Genomic DNA, 17169 nt, shown 5'->3' on the forward strand with positions numbered 1-17169 from the left:
GTCCGCCACCGCCAACGAATCCTTCTCCGGCATCACCCCGTCTCCCTGTCGCTGGCAAGGGGCCGGGGTTATAAACGACCTGCAAAGATAATTAAATTGATATTAATATCCCTTCCGGGGAAGATCACGGAAACGGTATGTAGTTGTCATAGCTCATGCAGACAGCCCTGGAAAATTCCACACCCCTGCCGATAGTCCTGTCCCATACCTCCTGACTGCAATCACCTGTATTTCCGGCGTCAATACCCGATTCATACAGTGCCGAAATAATTCCGGCATTGAAAGAATCTCCTGCACCGATGGTGCTCAGTGGTTTGATCCGGGGCACCTCATAATGTTTTACAAAACTTTGTGTGCGAAGGTCAACCCCTTCGGAAGACCTTGTGTAAACCAGGGCGGCACAATTCCTGAAACAGGGAAGTCCCCACGTTTCGTCAGCTGTTCCGGTTCCGAATATATTCAGGAAATCCTCATCCGATCCCCTGACGATAACGGATTTCTCAATATTTTCTTCAATGAAGGGTTTTACTGTTTCAAGATCTGAAAGGTGAGATGACCTGAAATTCGGGTCGTAGATGATGATCGATCCCGATGATTCTGCCATATCCCTCAACCTGGTTGCGATTGCCCTGGTAGGTTCAGCAACTGAGTAGAACGACCCGAAAAGCACTATATCATTTCTGGCCGGGGATGGCAGGGGAGGGCTTTCCGGGGGTGCTGTCCCCTTGTAGAAGGAATAGGTTGCATTGTTGTTTTCATCAAGGAAGGCAAGGGCAATCATTGAGGGGGCATTCTCCAGATGCAGAAAGGTTTTGTCAACCCTGTTTTCTTCCAGGAATCCGGCTATAAGCCTGCCCACCTGATCATTACCGCAGGTGCCTGCAAAACTTACCGGGAGGCCGCTTCTCCCAAGCGACACCGATGAATTGAGCATAGCCCCGCCGGGTCTTGCGGCGACAGGCTGCCCGTTTCTGAAGATGATGTCGTAAACTATCTCGCCCAGGGCATATATTCTTCTGTTTTCCATACGTATGAATAATGTATTTGGCATAAAAAAGAGAACCATCAACATGGTTGATGGTTCCCCCTTTTAAAAAGATTATTACAGTGAATACCCGGCACGGTACTGCCTGTGGTAGAACTTTTCAGCTTCCGGATCATTGACGAACGATTCGGTAGCCGGGTTCCATTCCACGGGACGCATCAGCTCATATGCTATGTTACCAAGAGTGCATGTTGTGCAGGTCCTGTGTCCTACCTCTACCGGGGCAACTGGATCCTTGCGGCTGCGCATGCTGTCAATAAAATTGACCAGGTGCGGAATACCGGTCTCATATGCAACTGAGTCGTCTCTCATATCTTCGTCCGGATACAGCGATGGGTCAGATGCCACATAATGTCCGCGGCTCACCTCGATCCAGCCGTCAGTGCCGATAAACTTGACACCTTTGGTCCATGCCTCGTCGAACGGTTCCTCCGTCATTATCCAGCCGTCAGCATACTCGTAGGTAAGGAATTTGTAGTCGCCGTAGCCGGCAGGTATTATTCTTGCCGGGCCGCTGTTGTCCATTCCCATTGCCCAATGTGCAATGTCGAACATGTGTGCTCCCCAGTCCGTTGTAAATCCACCGCCCATCTCCTTGTACCATCTCCATGCTCCCCAGATTGTTTCATCCCTGGGAGGATCAAGCGATATCGGCGGGTTAAGCTCATGGTTGTAATGCACGTAGGGGTTAGGTCCCAGCCAGAGATCCCAGTTAAGGTCATCCGGCAGCGGCTCCTCGGGAAGATCGTACGGAACCGGGGGGCCACCTACGTAGGCATGGATCTTCTCAATCCTGCCAAGCGCTCCTTCCTGCACAAGCTTCACAGCATGTTTGAATACATCATCAGATCGCTGCTGGCTGCCTGTTGCAAGCACGATATTGTTGCCCCTCACTGCTTTTACCAGTTCAACGCCCTCCTTTATGGTAAAAGTCAGGGGCTTTTCCATATAGATATCTTTGCCTGCCTGGCATGTCTCGACACCCATCACTCCATGCCAGTGGTCAGGTGAGGCAATTATTACCCCGTCAATATCATCCCTGTTGAGGATCTGGTGATAGTGCTCGTAGGTTGCCACCTTCAGATTATCACCTCTGTTTGAATAAAAGTCGTTCATTCTCTGTTCGAATCTCTGCCGTTTGACACCGTACACATCTGCACCGGCAACTATTTGAACACCTTCAATTTCACGGAAGCCTGCCATCAGGTACATGGTCTGTCTTCCGAGACCGACAATCCCCAGCCTGATGATATCATTGGCCGGTGTTTTACAGCTCTTGACCAGCGGAAACATTGTCAGTCCCGCTGCCCCTGCAAGAGAGGTCTGGATGAATTTTCTTCTTGAGATACTTTGCATAGGTTTCAGGTTTTTGTTAATGAATATTTCGGACTTTGTTATTTAGGTTGGTTTGCGAAAAATCAGTCTTGCAATTTAATGCAAATTCACAAAAAAGACAAAACCAAAAAAAATACCCGGTGCCGGACCGGGTATTTTGCTACTAGACATCTTTTGCCCTCATCAGCCGGGATGTTCAGGAGTATACCGTCAGAGGCTCCAGCCTTCCCGGTATTCCCTGTGGTAGTATTTTTCGGCTTCCGGGTCATCTACAAAGTACTGCCTTACCGGATCCCATTTCACGGGCCTTCCCAGTTCATGAGCTATATTCCCCAGGATACATGTAGTGCATGTCCTGTGTCCGACCTCTACGGGGACCACTGGATCCCTGCGATTTCTCATTGCCATGATGAAATCCTCAAGGTGCGGAACGCCTGTCTCGTAGGGCAGTCCTCCATGACCTGCCAGCTCTTCATCAGCGGGGTACAGGGATGGATCAGAGGCCTCATAATGACCACGTGCCACTTCGATCCAGCCATCCTCTCCCCAGAATTTGATTCCCCTGGTCCAAGCCTCATCATATGGCTGGTTTGTTACCTTCACCCCGTTTGCGTAAACATATGTAAGGTACTCTGCACCGTTATGCCCGGGAGGTATTATCTCCACAGGGCCGCCGTCATCCTCGTCCAGTCCCCACTGTGCTATATCGAAATTATGGGCGCCCCAGTCCGTTATGAAGCCTCCACCGGTCTCCTTGAAGTATCTCCATTCGGCCCAGTATGTTTCATTTCTTGGCGGATCAAGGGAGATCGGCGGGTTAAGCCTTGCATTGTAGTGCACATAAGGGTTGGGTCCCAGCCAGAGGTCCCAGTTCAGGTCAGCGGGAAGAGGTTGTTCCGGCAGGTCATAAGGTGCCGGGAAATCTCCCACATATGCATAGACCCTGTCAAGTTTGCCGATCGCTCCGGCACGCGCAGAGACCACCGCGTGGTGGAAAAATTTGTCCGATCGCTGCTGACTGCCCACAGCAAGGACGCGGTTATTTTCCCTGACGGCACGGACGACCTCTACACCCTCTTTAATGGTGAAAGTGAGGGGCTTCTCAAGGTAAACGTCCTTGCCTGCATTGCAGGCATCAATGGTGTTGAGAGCATGCCAGTGGTCGGGAGTACAGATGACTATGCCGTCAATATCTCTCATTTCCAGCATCTCCTGGTAATTCTCAAATGTCCTCACCCTGACGTTCTCACCTGTTTCGCTGTAGTGATCATTCAGCAACTTTTCAAAACGTTGCCGTTTGATCCCGTAAACATCGGCTCCGGCCACCACCTGAACTCCGGGAATTGTATTGAATCCCCTCATAAGTCCCATAGTCTGCTGTCCCAGACCGATAAATCCCAGTCTGATTATATCGTTAGGAGAGACTTTGCAGCTTTTAACAAGCGGGAAGAGAGACAATCCGGCAGCACCGGCAAGTGAAGTCGTGATAAATCTTCTTCTTGAAATGGTTTTCATGGTAAAATGATTTAGGTTATAATATTGATTTACGGTTTAAAGTCTGATATTATTTTGTTTTAAACTCTCTTTTTCCTGTATCTTTTTATTTCCCGCCATCCTGGCCTAATTATTTCCGCTGGTTATAAGGTGGTTCCTCAGCAGGTGCCTGACCGGACTTACCAGCCTTTCCAAAAGGCTCAGCTCGTCGGTTGATATTTCGGCAGTGCCGGGCAGCTCCCTTGTTATCTCAAGCTGATACCCGAATGATGTGACGGTCCCCCGCGAAAGCTCAATTACCGCAGGGAATCCCTGCTCTACCGGTCCGCCCGAGACAGACCGTATCCTTCCTTCCACCATGCCGAACTCCATATAGGGATAACCGTCAAGCCTGATATTGACCCTCTGACCCGGTTTTACCTTCCCGGCCCTTCTGAATGGTATGATCACCCGGGCATGCAGTTCGCCCATCTCGTCGGGTACTATGGAGAAGACCGGGTCGCCTTCACGCAGCTCCTGCAGGCTGCTCCAGACCGACAGGTAATTCAGCGTACCTGCCGTGGGGGCTTTGATAAGGTACCTGTTTTCCCAGTATGCAAGGGAGCTTTCAAGCTGACGAAACGAGTTTACCAGTCCGGTGAACAGCTTCTGCTGCCGTTCATCCTTCTCAAGCCGGGTGTCGGCAATGCTCCTTTCAAGCCTGGCTATTGTAATACCGGCATCGTAAAGTGCCAGCTCTGCATTTTCAACTGTTTTTTGCCTGCTCAGAAGAAGTGCCTGGGCCTGCTCATACTCCGAGGCCGGGATTATGCCAGATTCGAAAAGCAGGGAGTCCCGCCTGAACTGAGTTGTTCCGATCTCAAGGTCGCGTACAGCAAGTATCTTTTGCCTGCCGAGGTTCTCCCTGTACCTGTTATATTCCTCCAGCTCCCGTTGCAGCGCTGCTATCCTGCTTTCATAAAAGTCCTGCGCAATAAAGACCTTGTAGTCGTTCAGGGCCTCGGCAAACAGGTTGTAGGAGGGCTGGACCTCCCCCAGCACCAGTTCAGCCGGCAGCGATACCCCCGGTATATATCCTCCGGGGCGGATTGCCTGGTTTATTGCAGCAAGGAACCCTCCCAGCCTGAATATGTCATGATAACGTGCCGGGTTCTCTATCACTGCCAGGGTATCGCCCATCCTGACCACAGACCCGTCAGTCCTGAATATGGCCTCAGGTTTTCCGGTCACCCTGGCTGTCAGCACTGATGGCGGGTTCTCCTGGGTTATTACAACCGGGGCCCTCACTATGTCAGGGTACCTGAAGAAGCCACTGCCGGTAATAATAACCAGTATGACTGCAAAGGCCACGCCGGTCCCCCATCTTACGATCCATCCAGGTGGTCTCCCCAGAATCTCGCCAACCTCTTCAGATCTCAGGTTTATCTCGCTGCTTACCTTCTCAGGTTTCCGGCTTCCGGTTTCGCTATCCATTCCTGTCAATTTCTATCCAAAAATAACCGTATATCTTTAAAGTAAGTCATTTCAAAGTTCAAGCTGGTTTTTTACAAGGGTGTAGTATGCACCCTTTTTCCTTGTCAGTTCGCTGTGTGTACCCGCTTCGACAATCTCACCCTTCTCTGTTACAATGATCTGGTCGGCGTTCTTTACCGTACTCAGCCTGTGGGCCACTACGATTACTGTCCTGCCCCGGTAGAATTTTTCAAGATTGCCGAGGATCACTTTTTCATTATTGGCATCGAGGGCATTGGTTGCCTCGTCAAAAAAGATATATGCAGGATCCTTATATACGGCCCTTGCGATCAGAATTCTCTGTTTCTGTCCCTGGCTGAGTCCGTGACCCTCACTCCCTATCCTGGTGTTGAAGCCCAGGGGAAGACTTTCAATAAAGCTGTCGATATTTGCTGTTCTTGCTGCCTCCAGAAGTTTTTGCCTGTCAATGTTATCTGCCCCGGGGGCAATATTTCCTGCAATGGTGTCGGAGAAGATATAGCCGTCCTGCAGCACAACACCGCAGTTCCTTCGCCACTCTCTTATGCTGTAGAGGTCAAGATTATTGCTTCCAAGCTTTATTTCACCTTTAACAGGACTGTAAAAACCGAGAAGCAGCTTTACCAGTGTTGTCTTGCCGCTTCCCGATGTGCCTACAATGGCAGTCTGTTTTCCCGGGGGTATTGAGAATGATATATTATTCAGCACCATCTCAGATCCCGGTCCTTCATACCTGAACGACAGCTTTTCAGCACCAATTTCAGCTGCTGCAGGTATCTCCTGCACTTTAGCAGCTTCGGTATCCTCTTCATCCCCCCGCTCATGTACCTCGCCAAGCCTTTCAAGGCTTATTTTTGCATCCTGTGTGGTATTGAAGAAGGATATAAGCTGTTCGACGGGACTGTTGAGCTGGCCTATAATATACTGGACAGCCAGCATCATTCCGAGGGTCATTGTACCTTCAACCACCGCCCGTGCCGCTATGACGGTTATTACGATATTCTTCACCTCGTTTAACACCAGCGCTCCGCTTCGCTGATACTGCCTCAGCGACAGCCCTTTAATACCTATCCGGAAAAGACGGGCCTGTATTGTTTCCCATTCCCATCTTTTCTGCTGTTCGCAGTTCTGGAGTTTAATCTCCTGCATACCCTGGATAAGCTGGATCAGGTTGCTCTGGTGAGCCGACATCTGGGCAAACCTCCTGTGGTCCAGTTCGGCCCTTCTCCTGAGAAATATATAGACCCAGAGGCCGTAAAGAATACTTCCGAACAGGAAGACAGAAAAGATGAGCAGGTTGTAATATAACAGCACCAGCCCGAATATCACCAGGTTGATCATTGAGAAGAGGATATTGAGCGTGGTGCCGGTAAGGAATGATTCGATCCGTCTGTGGTCGCCAATCCGTTGCAGCAGGTCGCCGGTAAGCTTGGTGTCGAAATATTTCATCGGAAGTCTCATCAGTTTGACAAGAAAGTCCGATATAAGAGAAATATTCACCCTGACCCCGATATGGAGCAATATCCAGTTTCTTATGAAATCGACCGATGCCCTGCTGAGAGTGAGGACAAGCTGGGCTATGAGAACCAGGTAGATAAAACTCAGGTTCTGGTTGCCTATACCGTGATCGACAATGCTTTGTGTGAGGAACGGGAATATAAGCTGAAGAAGGCTGCCCAGGATAAGTCCAAGAAAAAGCTGGATAATCAGTTTCCTGTAAGGGGTGAGGTATGAGAAGAGGAACCTGAAGCTTGTCTTGTCCTGTCCTTCATCCTTTGCCGTATAAAAGTCAGGCCCCGGTTCCAGCAGCAGTGCAAGGCCCTTGATTTCTCCCTCTTCTGAGGTGGATGCCCAGCAGCGCAGGAACTCCTCGCGGCTGAAGCGCACCTTTCCGCCGGCAGGGTCGGCAACATGAAAGGTCTCCCTGCCTTTTTTGCCGGATACTTTATAAAGTACTACAAAATGGCCCTGTGTCCAGTGTATTATTGCAGGGAGAGGCGCCTCATCAACCAGTTTTCCGGGGGTGAGCTTTACACCCATAGTCCGGAAACCTATGCTTTCAGCTGCCTGGGCAATGCCAAGCATGCTCACACCCTCCCTGGAAAGGTAGCTGCGCTCCCTGAGGGTATTCAGCGTGTATTTTTTTCCATGGAAAGCGGCCACCATGCGAAGGCATGCAGGACCGCAATCCATTGCATCAGCTTGTCTGTATATGGGAAATCCCATCAGGGCATAACTATAGTGAGATTTGACTTTGTTCTGACCCGGTCATTGTTTGCCGGTCACTCCTCCGGAACATACCTTTTGGCTGAAAAAGGTATATTGCCATCAGGAGTTTCCGTAATACCTTTCAGTTCATCATCTTTCAGCTCCACTACCGTCCTCACCAGGTAACCTTCTATATATATATCCATAACCACTTTTTCCTCATCCCGGGTGATACGTGTTATCCTGACCTCAATGCCGCTGTCAAACAGTAATTTACCGGCAAGCGCCTCTTCTTCGTCCAGTTCAATTACAATCCGGCCCCTGCTGTATTCCCAGGGAGCCTGGTCAGCACTAAAGGCCCATTCACCAATGACAGGGTTAACAGCCTTTACCGGAGTTGCCCCGTATAAAAGGGCAAATGCAAAAATGCAGAAAAACAAGATTCTCGTTCGCATATGTTTGTATTTTAGATTAGTGGGACTTCAGAAAAACACGATGCAATATAATGTGATTTAACCATTATTACAAGCCTGCAATTCAAATAAAACTACAATACCGCGCTCATGTATAGCTTGCCCCCGGAGTTGGGTTCGCTATAACTGTTATGTTAGCACAGAAAATAATATCTTTATCAATGCATTCTTTTCCCTCGTCCGGGAATGGTAACAGACCTGAGCGGCTATCAGATTATACAGGGAATTCACTGCTGAACAATAATTAACCGGGAATTATGAGAAGAAGTGAGATAAACAGGATAATCTGCAATGCAAAGAATTTCCTCGGTGAACGGAACTTCTGTTTGCCCCCCTGGGCCTACTGGGGACCCGATCAGTGGTCCGGCACACGGGGTGATACTGATGAGATCATCAGCAACATGCTGGGATGGGATATAACCGATTTCGGTTCCGGGAACTTCAGCCTTTGCGGATTGGTTCTTTTCACCCTGCGTAATGGCAATCCATCCAGGGATGAAAAACCCTATGCCGAAAAGATAATGATCGTTGAGGAGGGCCAGGAAACCCCTATGCACTTTCACTGGTCAAAGATGGAAGACATCATCAACCGGGGCGGCGGCAATCTTGTAATTGAGCTTTGGAACTCTGACAGTGAGGGCCGGTTGTCCGGATCAAAGGTGGTTGTCAGGACCGACGGTGTAAGGCGCGAACTTGATCCCGGAGGCAGTGTTATCCTTTCCCCCGGTGAAAGCATTTGCCTCAGACAGGGAATGTATCACAGGTTCTATGGTGAGACTGGAAGCGGCAGGGTTCTGGTGGGAGAGGTAAGCACGGTTAATGATGATACTGCCGACAACCGGTTTTACGCTGAAGCGGGGAGGTTCCCCGGCATAGAGGAAGATGAGCAGCCTGTACATCTGCTTGTTTCTGACTACAAAAAGCTTGCAAGCCATGGTTAGGCACGGCAGAACGTTCAGGATACACGGCACCGGTTGCTGCCTGGTTGATTACCTTTTTCATCCTGTGGACCTTTCGGGAAGAGCACTCGGGAAGTACATTTCAGTATCGCCGGGTGATGGAGGGTTGACGGTCGGGGGACTGGTCTTTACGGGGGAACTGGAAAAATTCAGCCGTAAGCATTACACCGAGCTGCGGGATGAAATAACCGGCAGGCAAGGCCCTGTGAAGGTCAATGTGGGTGGCCCATCTGTCGTGTCACTTATCCATTCCGCGCAGATGCTGCATGGAACCGGTGCAGAAGTGGTATTTCACGGTTGCAGGGGAAATGACAGTCCGGGCCAATACCTGGAAGAGACCGTCGCAAAGACTCCATTGTCAGCCATATTCAGGATCAAGGATGATTTCACCCCGTTTACTGACGTGTTATCCGACCCCGGATATAACAATGGTTTGGGTGAGCGTATGTTCATAAACAATATGGGTGCTGCAGGCCTTTTCACTCCGGAGGATCTTGATGAAACATTCTTTCATGCCGACATTGCAGCATTCGGTGGCACCGCCCTGGTTCCCGGAATACACCGTTCCCTCGACCTCCTTCTGGAAAGAGCAGTAAACAACGGGGCTGTTACTGTTGTTAATACCGTGTATGACTTTATCAGTGAGAAAAATGATCCGGCAGGTCCATGGCCTGTCGGTAGCGGTACAGGATGCTACAGGTATATCGACATGCTGATAGCCGACAGGGAGGAGGCCCTGAGGCACAGTGGCAGGGAGACGGTGGATGAGGCGGTCAGATACTTTATGGATCATGGGGTTGGGGCGGTCATTGTGACATGCGGAGCCGATCCGGTCACCTTCTCTGCCGACGGCAGTCTGGCCGGATATGTTGAAACCGCTACTCTTCCTGTCAGCGAAAAGGTCAGGTCAGATATCTGCAACAACCGTCTGGTTAAGGGTGATACAACAGGATGTGGCGACAATTTCGCCGGCGGGGTGATCGCATCAGTGGCCCGGCAGATGATCTCTGCACCCGGAACGGAATTATCATTGCATGAGGCAGTTAAATTCGGGATTGCCTCAGGGGGATATGCATGCTATTATCTCGGGGGCACTCTCCTGGAAAGCCGGCCGGGAGAAAAACTTGACAAAGTCACTGAGATTTACGATAATTATATCAGCCGTCAGGATATGTGAAAAAGACCCTGCAGGATTGCCGGCGGGTGATTAATTAAAGTCGGCCGCTTGTTAAATAAAGGTTGTAATGAAGCACGGGAAAATTGTTGTTTTTGGTGCCGGGAAAATAGGACGTTCTTTTATAGGGCAGCTTTTCGGGACTTCCGGTTATGAGGTAGTGTTTGTCGACACCGACAGTCAGCTTGTTGAAAATCTCAACAGGTATGGCAGGTATAAGGTTATCGCCAGAAGTGATGAAGGCGACTCCGCAATTTTGATCGGTAATGTAAGGGGAATTCATGCTGATGATAAGGAAACAGTGATTGAGGAGCTCTCCGCTGCCGAAATTTCTGCCGTTTCGGTCGGACAGACGGGATTGCCTCACGTTGCACCGCTTATTGCGCAAGCCTTGATCTTGAGAAGAGAGAAATCTGGAGACCGGCCGCTTGATATCATACTGGCAGAGAATATGCGTAATGCAGGTCGTTTTATGGCAGAACAGCTTATCAGCCACTTGTCCCATGATTACCCGCTGGATAAGCTTGTGGGACTTGTAGAGACAAGCATCGGGAAGATGGCGCCATTTGATACCGGTACTGGGGCTGGCGGGCAACATGGAGAGGCCAGCCTCCTGGTCGTTGCTGAGCCTTACAACTCGCTGATAGTGGACAGGAGTGCATTCCTGAACCCTGTCCCCGCCATTTCCGGCCTTGAGCCTAAAGAGAACATCAGGGCCTGGGTTGATCGCAAACTGTTCATACATAACCTTGGGCATTCATCTGCTGCATACCTGGGATACCAGGAATTTCCTGATGCTGTATACCTTTATGAGGTTCTTGATGACGGGAAGCTGCTCAATACTGTCAGGAGCACCATGCTGCAGTCAGCCGCCATATTAATGGCGCTTCATCCCGGGGAGTTTTCATCCGGTGAACTGACCGGCCATATTGATGACCTCCTGCACAGGTTCAGGAACCGCGCACTCAGAGACACACTGTTCAGGGCGGGATGTGACCTTTTCAGGAAACTGGGCCCTGACGACAGGCTGATCGCTCCCTTAAAAGCAGCCATCAAACTTGGCAAGGAGCATGACCTTATCCTTAATGCTGTTATTGCTGCCGTATCATTCAGGGCAAAAGACCTGGATGGCAGGTATCACCCCGATGATACCAGGTTTTTTGCCGAAGCGGCAAAGGGCACTTTTCACATAATGAAAACTGTATGTGGCTTGCAGAGACCGAGAAGGATTTTGATGACCGGCATTAAATCCTGCCGGCTCCGGTATTAATAAACGATTTCAGTTTCGTCAGCCATCACAGTGCCGGTCGACTCCCTGCACCGCGTTATTCAGCAAGTTTCATCCAGAGGTAGGTGTAATTGAGAGCGGCTCCCATTGCCCGCTGCTCGTTGGTGGATGCGCCGGCATGCCCTCCCTCGGTATTTTCATAATAGTAAACCCTGTAGCCCATATCCTCCATTTTTGCTACCATCTTCCTGGCATGCCCGGGGTGGACCCTGTCATCCCTGGTCGATGTGGTGAAGAACACGACAGGATAATCCTGGTTCAGGGCCAGGTTGTGATAGGGCGAATATTCTTTTATATATTCCCATTCTTCGGGAATATCGGGGTTGCCGTATTCACCCATCCAGCTCGCTCCTGCCAGGAGTTTATTATACCGTTTCATGTCCAGAAGAGGTACCTGGCATATCACTGCATTGTACAGGTCAGGGCGCTGGGTAAAAGCGGCTCCCACGAGGAGTCCGCCATTGCTTCCGCCCTGGATACCAAGATGTGCAGAGGAGGTTATGCCTCTTGCCATAAGAGCTTCCGCCACTGCATGGAAGTCGTCGAACACCCTCTGCCTGTTCTCCTTAAGACCGGCCTGGTGCCAATTGGGGCCGAATTCACCGCCGCCCCTGATGTTGGCAAGAACATACACCCCTCCGTTTTCCAGCCATAGTTTGCCCATTACTGAAGAGTAGGAGGGAAGCATAGATACTTCAAACCCACCATATGCATAGAGAAGTGTTGGATTCTTCCCATTGTATTCGATATCCTTGCGACCTACCACAAAATAGGGTATCATTGTCCCGTCGGCCGATACAGCTTCATACTGCCATACACGCAGGTTCTCTGCATTGAAGAATTCCGGGAGCGATTGCATCTTACTGATTGAATTCTCCCTTGCATTGGCGAAATAGAGGGTGGAAGGTGTCAGGAAGTTCTGGTACCAGAAAAAGTATTCATCGCTGAAATTAGAGACCGATCCTGTCGAGATTGATCCGTAAGCCGGTGCATCAACCCTGGTTGAATTCCAGCTCCCGTTTTCATAGTCATATATGTATAGCTCACTGCTTACATTATTGAGCATATTAACGATAAGTTTACTGTAGCTGGCTGACACAGATCTCACGCTGGACCTATCATCAGGTTCAACGATAAGTGTAAGGTCATGCCTGCTGTTGAGAAGGTCTTCGTATGTTATACTTACCAGCGATCCCTGTCTGAAAAGCTGGTTGCCCGCCTGCCAGTCCGACTTAAGATCTATGATCACCTGGTTATTCAGGATGTTCACAAGGTTGGCATCTTCAGGGATATCCAGTCTGATAATTTCTCCATTTTCGTATGCAAAGTATTCGGAAGTATAGAAGGTGATCCCTCTGCCGAACATCACATATTGCCTTTCACTTCTGTTAATTACGAACCCGTAGGATGACACATCCTCTTTTTCACCCTCAAATAGAACGGGGGCGTCTTCAAGAGCCGTCCCCCTTTTCCAGAGCCTTACCTGCCTTGGATATCCTGAGGTTGTCATGGTCTCTTCGCCCAGTTCAGTCGATATAAGAAGTGTGTTTTCGTCCAGCCAGCTCAATCCTCCTTTTGCCTCAGGGACATAAAAACCATCTTCAATAAATGATCTGGTGGTCATGTCAAACTCCCTCCGAACGACTGCATCGCCGCCTCCGCGTGACAATGACACCATGAACCGTTTATAGTCGGGATACAGTCCGCTTGCTCCTCCAAAAACCCAGTTCACGCCATCCTTTTCAGACATTTCATCAATATCCAGGATGATCTCCCAATCAGGCTCGCCCGCCAGGTATTTATCCTTTGGGGTCCTTCTCCAGATGCCTCTTACATGTTCAGCATCCTGCCAGAAGTTGTAGATGAAATCACCTGTGATCGATGGTGAAGCAATTCTGTCGCGCGAGTTAAGAATCTCCAGGCTCCGGGCGTAGAAGTCCCCGTAATTCCTGTCAGACTTCAGGATACCCAGGCTTTGGCGGTTTTTCTCCTCCACCCATTCAAGGGCTTTTTCCCCTTCAACCTCTTCAAGCCAGATAAATGGGTCATCATTCTGGTTATCCTGCGAAAAGACGGTAGCAGCACCGGCAATGATCGAAAATGCAAGCATAAGACAAATTGGTTTAATTCTCATCTTTATATGTTTTGTTTGATTAAGTTTTCGTACGGCAAAAATACATATTTATTTCACTGGTTCCGTTCCATTATATCGATTTCCGGCAAACATGAAAAAGGCCTCCCGGTCAATCCGGAAGGCCTTGTGCCGTTATTGCCGGCAGGGGCATTCAGCCTTTTCTCCTCTCGATAAGATGGTAGGTGATCAGGCTTATTCCGCCGAAAAGGAAGAGCATTGAAAAATAGGCAATTTCCTGGTGCATACCGGCATAAGTTTCCAGCAGGTAGCCTACCAGGAGACCGATGGCCAGTCCGCTCAAAAAAATACCCCACTTAAGCGTGGGTGACGAATCCGGTTTTGCTGCAAATATTGAAGCATCGGCACCTTTTTCAATAAGAGCCATCCTCTCCTTCTTCCTGATATTGAGATAAACCAGCATCACAATTGCGCCGAAAATTACCCCAAGAATTAATACGGGAGTTAAATCCATGGTTTTTGAGTTTTTAAGATTAATATTCACCCGTATGACGCACTATTTTATTGCCGGTTACAAAAATATCAGCCAATTTTTGATTTATTTTTGCATTATAATATGTAACCTCCGGGTAAACTGATCGTCATACCGGTAAATATGGAACAGAGGGATGACAGTTATTATATTGGGAAGGTGCTCAGCGGAGACACCTCTGCCTACGCAGTGCTGGTCGACAGGTACAAAACCATGGCTTTTAATATATCCCTCAGGATTCTAGGCAGCCGTGAAGATGCAGAGGAGGTTGCGCAGGACTCATTTGTAAAGGCTTTCCGGTCCCTCGGTTCTTTCAGGGGAAGTGCCCGGTTCTCTACATGGCTGTTCAGAATTGTCTACAACAGCTCGGTTTCTCATTACCGCAAAAGAAAAAGAGAGATAGTGTCTGATCAGGGGGAGGCCGTTGTAATGAAGTACGCCGGTTTGACAGAAGAGGGGGATGCGGAAGCGAATGAGGCGATGGTCCTGGCCCTCCGGGAAGCTTTAAGCACCCTGCCGGAAGAGGAGCAGGCAATGATCACGCTTTATTATTATCAGGATAGCAGTATTGACGATATAGCAGCTATAGCAAGAATGACGCCGTCAAATGTAAAGGTCCGGCTTCACCGTGCAAGAAAGAAACTTCATGAACTGATAAGCCGCCAGGTTGCTGATGAGGCCCGGGCATAAAAGCACAATGCAATGGAAAGAACAAAAGAAGATGATATGATCAGGTCACTGTTCCGCAAGGTCCCGCTGGAGGAAACCTCAGGGGATTTCACACATAGGGTTATGGAGCAGGTTGTTGCCGGACCGGTTGTTCAGAGGGAAGAAAGAAATTATCCTGAATGGTGGTGGATACCTGTATCAGTAATTGCGGTACTATCTGTTTATTTTACCGGGGTCTGGTCTTGGGCGGTCTTGCACATTTTGCCTTTGCTGGAGCTGGTTTATGCCGGACTGGTCCTGCTGTTTGAAAAAATTACCGGGCTGTTCCCTTCCTACCGGGTTGAAATTCCGCAGGCCCCTCTGCTGCCTTTAATTGCAGCAGCCTTGATATTAATATTGATCATAGATCTGCCGTTAAGCATGAAACTGCGTTCCAACGGGCTATCCGGTCGGAAATGAAATGGTAAAAAGAAAAAAAACTGCCCTTTCCCTGGTTGACTTGGGTGCTAACCTTTCATACGGGATGAATGAGGGAAATTGCCGGGCAGTCTTTTTAGAATATGCTGGCAATACTTCGTTTTGCCGCTGTATTTATCTGTTCAAGTTTTCTCTTCAAGTATGATTTTCTCCTGCCGGGCAGGGAAAAGTAGAAACATGTCCCTTTTCCGGGCGATGATTCATGCCACATTCGTCCACCCATAAGCTCAACAAGGTTCTTTGAGACAGCCAGTCCGAGTCCCGCTCCTTTTGCATTAGTCCCTTTCTTACCAATTAGCTTGCTTCTGAACGGTGTGAAGAGTACCTCTTCATCATGGGTGCTCAGGCCAATTCCTGTGTCTTTTACAAAGAATTCTGCATCAAAATTGTCCGTTTCCCTGTAGCCAAATTCCACGTGTCCCTTTTCAGTATATTTAACCGCATTACCTATCAGACTCCACAACACCTGCTTAAGGCGCCGGTGGTCTGCCATGACGCAGCAGCCATCATCGCCGCCTTTGGTAACAATAATGTTCAACTGCTTCTGGCGGGTACAGGACAGATCCCTGCACATGGAGTACAGGTCATCCATCAGGTCATTCAGGCAACACTCCCCCGGCGACAGTTTCATGTCGCCGCTCTGGAGCAGGGATGCATCTATCATATTGTCAACAATCTCAAGAAGGTCTATGCTGTTTGCATTTATCTGCCGGATACACTCATCCCTCTCATTATCATCAAGTCTTTCAGCCATTAACAGGTTGGCAAAACCCACTATTGCATTCATGGGCGTCCTGATATCATGGCTGATATTTGACAGGATTGCAGACTGCAGGCTGTTGATCCTTGTGCTCATTGCATCAAGATCCGACTCTAGACCAGAAATCCTGTCCCTCAGTATATTGTTCTCTTCTTCCTTGTGCATTTTCACGGTTGTCGATAATCCGGCCTGCCCAGGACAACGTACCCCAAAAAGGTATGATGTGACCGGTAAGCCCTAAGGTTATGGTTCTGGAATTACTTAAAGGTTCCTGCTGATACGCCTGGCCTGCCTGCTGTAATAACCGTCGGTTTCAGCAATAGCTGTCAGCAGTTTTTCAGCTTCGTCGATCTTGCCAGTTTTAAGGTAGCAGAGACCCAGGTACCACTCGGCATGCTCAATGAACAGGTTGTCCTTATGGTCAATGACACCTGTAAATGAACTTTCAGCTACCGAGAACCGGTCAGTCTCCATGTAGGAGATACCTGAGTAGAACCTTGAAGTAATATTGTTCCTGTCGTTGGCAAGAACTGTTTCGAACATCAGGAGTGCTGATTCGAATTCACCCGTCTCATACTTTTGCATGGCCGAGACAAGCAGATCTGCAACCTGTGAGTTGCCTGAACGTACATTCATGAGTCCGTCATACGGCTCATAATACATCTCAAACAACCTGTCCGGTTCAATGGTCCTGTGTGTATAGAACCAGATACCTGTTCCAAGCATGATCAGGGCGGCCAGTGAGGCAACCGCTATCCGCGCAGCTCCGGGAATAAGGTATTTCCTTGTCCTTATTCTTGTCTGGCCAGCAGTTTCCTTTTCAAACAGGCTGCTGATCTGCGCTCTGAATTCCAGGGTCTCTTCGTTCAGGATAGCCTCGCCTACCTCCTTCTGTAACCTCACTTCCTCTGCCAGGGAGGGGTAACTATCCATCTCCCTGGTGAACCATTTCAGCTCATCCTGCTTCATTTTGTTATTCAGATACCGGTCTATCAGTTCCGAATAGTCAATTTGATTATTCATCAGTACACTAATTTATTGATTAATATATATTTGAATTATTATTTTGCATGCATTTGCAGTCCCCGACCTTATTATCCGGCTACGCAACCTCTGCCTGAGGCCGGGAATTACACCGTGTTCCTTATCGGGTCCATGCCTGCCTGGTGAAG

15 protein-coding genes are annotated in these 17169 nt (G+C 49.2%); 5 read left to right on the top strand and 10 right to left on the bottom strand.

The genetic code is table 11. From position 1 onward, the window contains the following. Nucleotides 1–124: 124 nt before the first annotated feature. The 6 genes from EA408_01465 to EA408_01490 all read right to left on the bottom strand — a co-directional run bounded on the left by EA408_01465 (nt 125) and on the right by EA408_01490 (nt 8013). Nucleotides 125–1072, bottom strand: a complete 948-nt coding sequence (locus EA408_01465) for a carbohydrate kinase (protein TVR74874.1) — start codon at nt 1070–1072, stop codon at nt 125–127. A gap of 30 nt (nt 1073–1102) precedes the next feature. Next, a complete protein-coding gene (locus tag EA408_01470; GenBank protein TVR74875.1) occupies nt 1103–2401 on the bottom strand; it encodes a gfo/Idh/MocA family oxidoreductase in 1299 nt (432 codons plus the stop codon). Nucleotides 2402–2590: 189 nt separating this feature from the next. After that, entirely contained in the window at nt 2591–3895 is a 1305-nt protein-coding gene (locus tag EA408_01475; protein ID TVR74876.1) for a gfo/Idh/MocA family oxidoreductase, read from the bottom strand. 105 nt (nt 3896–4000) lie between these two features. Then, a complete protein-coding gene (locus tag EA408_01480) occupies nt 4001–5347 on the bottom strand; it encodes an HlyD family efflux transporter periplasmic adaptor subunit (protein ID TVR74877.1) in 1347 nt (448 codons plus the stop codon). Nucleotides 5348–5398: 51 nt separating this feature from the next. Next, nucleotides 5399–7594, bottom strand: coding sequence for a peptidase domain-containing ABC transporter (locus tag EA408_01485; protein TVR74878.1), 2196 nt, complete (start codon nt 7592–7594; stop codon nt 5399–5401). A 53-nt stretch (nt 7595–7647) separates the two neighbouring features. Continuing rightward, the gene (locus EA408_01490) at nt 7648–8013 is read right to left on the bottom strand and encodes a hypothetical protein (GenBank protein TVR74879.1); all 366 of its coding nucleotides are present in this window, start codon (nt 8011–8013) and stop codon (nt 7648–7650) included. 290 nt (nt 8014–8303) lie between these two features. Between EA408_01490 and EA408_01495 the strand changes: the two genes are divergently transcribed. The 3 genes from EA408_01495 to EA408_01505 all read left to right on the top strand — a co-directional run bounded on the left by EA408_01495 (nt 8304) and on the right by EA408_01505 (nt 11449). Next, nucleotides 8304–8987, top strand: a complete 684-nt coding sequence (locus EA408_01495; protein ID TVR74880.1) for a D-lyxose/D-mannose family sugar isomerase — start codon at nt 8304–8306, stop codon at nt 8985–8987. Further along, a complete protein-coding gene (locus tag EA408_01500; protein TVR74881.1) occupies nt 8929–10182 on the top strand; it encodes a carbohydrate kinase family protein in 1254 nt (417 codons plus the stop codon). The genes EA408_01495 and EA408_01500 overlap by 59 nt, the downstream gene beginning before the upstream one ends. A gap of 67 nt (nt 10183–10249) precedes the next feature. Then, nucleotides 10250–11449, top strand: coding sequence for a mannitol-1-phosphate 5-dehydrogenase (locus EA408_01505; protein ID TVR74882.1), 1200 nt, complete (start codon nt 10250–10252; stop codon nt 11447–11449). A gap of 55 nt (nt 11450–11504) precedes the next feature. On the opposite strand, the gene EA408_01510 is transcribed toward EA408_01505, so the two are convergent. Both EA408_01510 and EA408_01515 read right to left on the bottom strand, forming a co-directional pair. Next, entirely contained in the window at nt 11505–13577 is a 2073-nt protein-coding gene (locus EA408_01510; GenBank protein TVR74883.1) for a S9 family peptidase, read from the bottom strand. Between the two features lie 175 nt (nt 13578–13752). Continuing rightward, a complete protein-coding gene (locus EA408_01515; protein TVR74884.1) occupies nt 13753–14103 on the bottom strand; it encodes a hypothetical protein in 351 nt (116 codons plus the stop codon). A 111-nt stretch (nt 14104–14214) separates the two neighbouring features. Between EA408_01515 and EA408_01520 the strand changes: the two genes are divergently transcribed. Further along, complete coding sequence (locus tag EA408_01520) at nt 14215–14781, top strand: sigma-70 family RNA polymerase sigma factor (protein TVR74885.1); 567 nt, start codon at nt 14215–14217, stop codon at nt 14779–14781. Between the two features lie 12 nt (nt 14782–14793). Beyond that, entirely contained in the window at nt 14794–15219 is a 426-nt protein-coding gene (locus EA408_01525; GenBank protein ID TVR74886.1) for a hypothetical protein, read from the top strand. A 94-nt stretch (nt 15220–15313) separates the two neighbouring features. Here EA408_01525 and EA408_01530 read toward each other — a convergent pair whose 3' ends face one another. Both EA408_01530 and EA408_01535 read right to left on the bottom strand, forming a co-directional pair. Then, nucleotides 15314–16162 carry a sensor histidine kinase gene (locus tag EA408_01530; GenBank protein TVR74887.1) on the bottom strand — a complete coding sequence of 283 codons (849 nt, stop codon included), beginning with the start codon at nt 16160–16162 and terminating at the stop codon, nt 15314–15316. 96 nt (nt 16163–16258) lie between these two features. Continuing rightward, nucleotides 16259–16966 carry a hypothetical protein gene (locus EA408_01535; protein ID TVR74888.1) on the bottom strand — a complete coding sequence of 236 codons (708 nt, stop codon included), beginning with the start codon at nt 16964–16966 and terminating at the stop codon, nt 16259–16261. Nucleotides 16967–17169: the final 203 nt, after the last annotated feature.

The organism is Marinilabiliales bacterium, assembly GCA_007695015.1.
Classification (GTDB): domain Bacteria; phylum Bacteroidota; class Bacteroidia; order Bacteroidales; family PUMT01; genus PXAP01.

Coding starts and splice junctions, on each gene's coding strand:
- EA408_01495 (TVR74880.1), top strand. CDS start 8,304: ATGAGAAGAAGTGAGATAAACAGGATAATCTGCAATGCAAAGAATTTC.
- EA408_01500 (TVR74881.1), top strand. CDS start 8,929: ATGAGCAGCCTGTACATCTGCTTGTTTCTGACTACAAAAAGCTTGCAA.
- EA408_01530 (TVR74887.1), bottom strand. CDS start 16,162: ATGCACAAGGAAGAAGAGAACAATATACTGAGGGACAGGATTTCTGGT.
- EA408_01520 (TVR74885.1), top strand. CDS start 14,215: ATGGAACAGAGGGATGACAGTTATTATATTGGGAAGGTGCTCAGCGGA.
- EA408_01475 (TVR74876.1), bottom strand. CDS start 3,895: ATGAAAACCATTTCAAGAAGAAGATTTATCACGACTTCACTTGCCGGT.
- EA408_01470 (TVR74875.1), bottom strand. CDS start 2,401: ATGCAAAGTATCTCAAGAAGAAAATTCATCCAGACCTCTCTTGCAGGG.
- EA408_01480 (TVR74877.1), bottom strand. CDS start 5,347: ATGGATAGCGAAACCGGAAGCCGGAAACCTGAGAAGGTAAGCAGCGAG.
- EA408_01535 (TVR74888.1), bottom strand. CDS start 16,966: ATGAAGCAGGATGAGCTGAAATGGTTCACCAGGGAGATGGATAGTTAC.
- EA408_01525 (TVR74886.1), top strand. CDS start 14,794: ATGGAAAGAACAAAAGAAGATGATATGATCAGGTCACTGTTCCGCAAG.
- EA408_01510 (TVR74883.1), bottom strand. CDS start 13,577: ATGCTTGCATTTTCGATCATTGCCGGTGCTGCTACCGTCTTTTCGCAG.
- EA408_01505 (TVR74882.1), top strand. CDS start 10,250: ATGAAGCACGGGAAAATTGTTGTTTTTGGTGCCGGGAAAATAGGACGT.
- EA408_01465 (TVR74874.1), bottom strand. CDS start 1,072: ATGTTGATGGTTCTCTTTTTTATGCCAAATACATTATTCATACGTATG.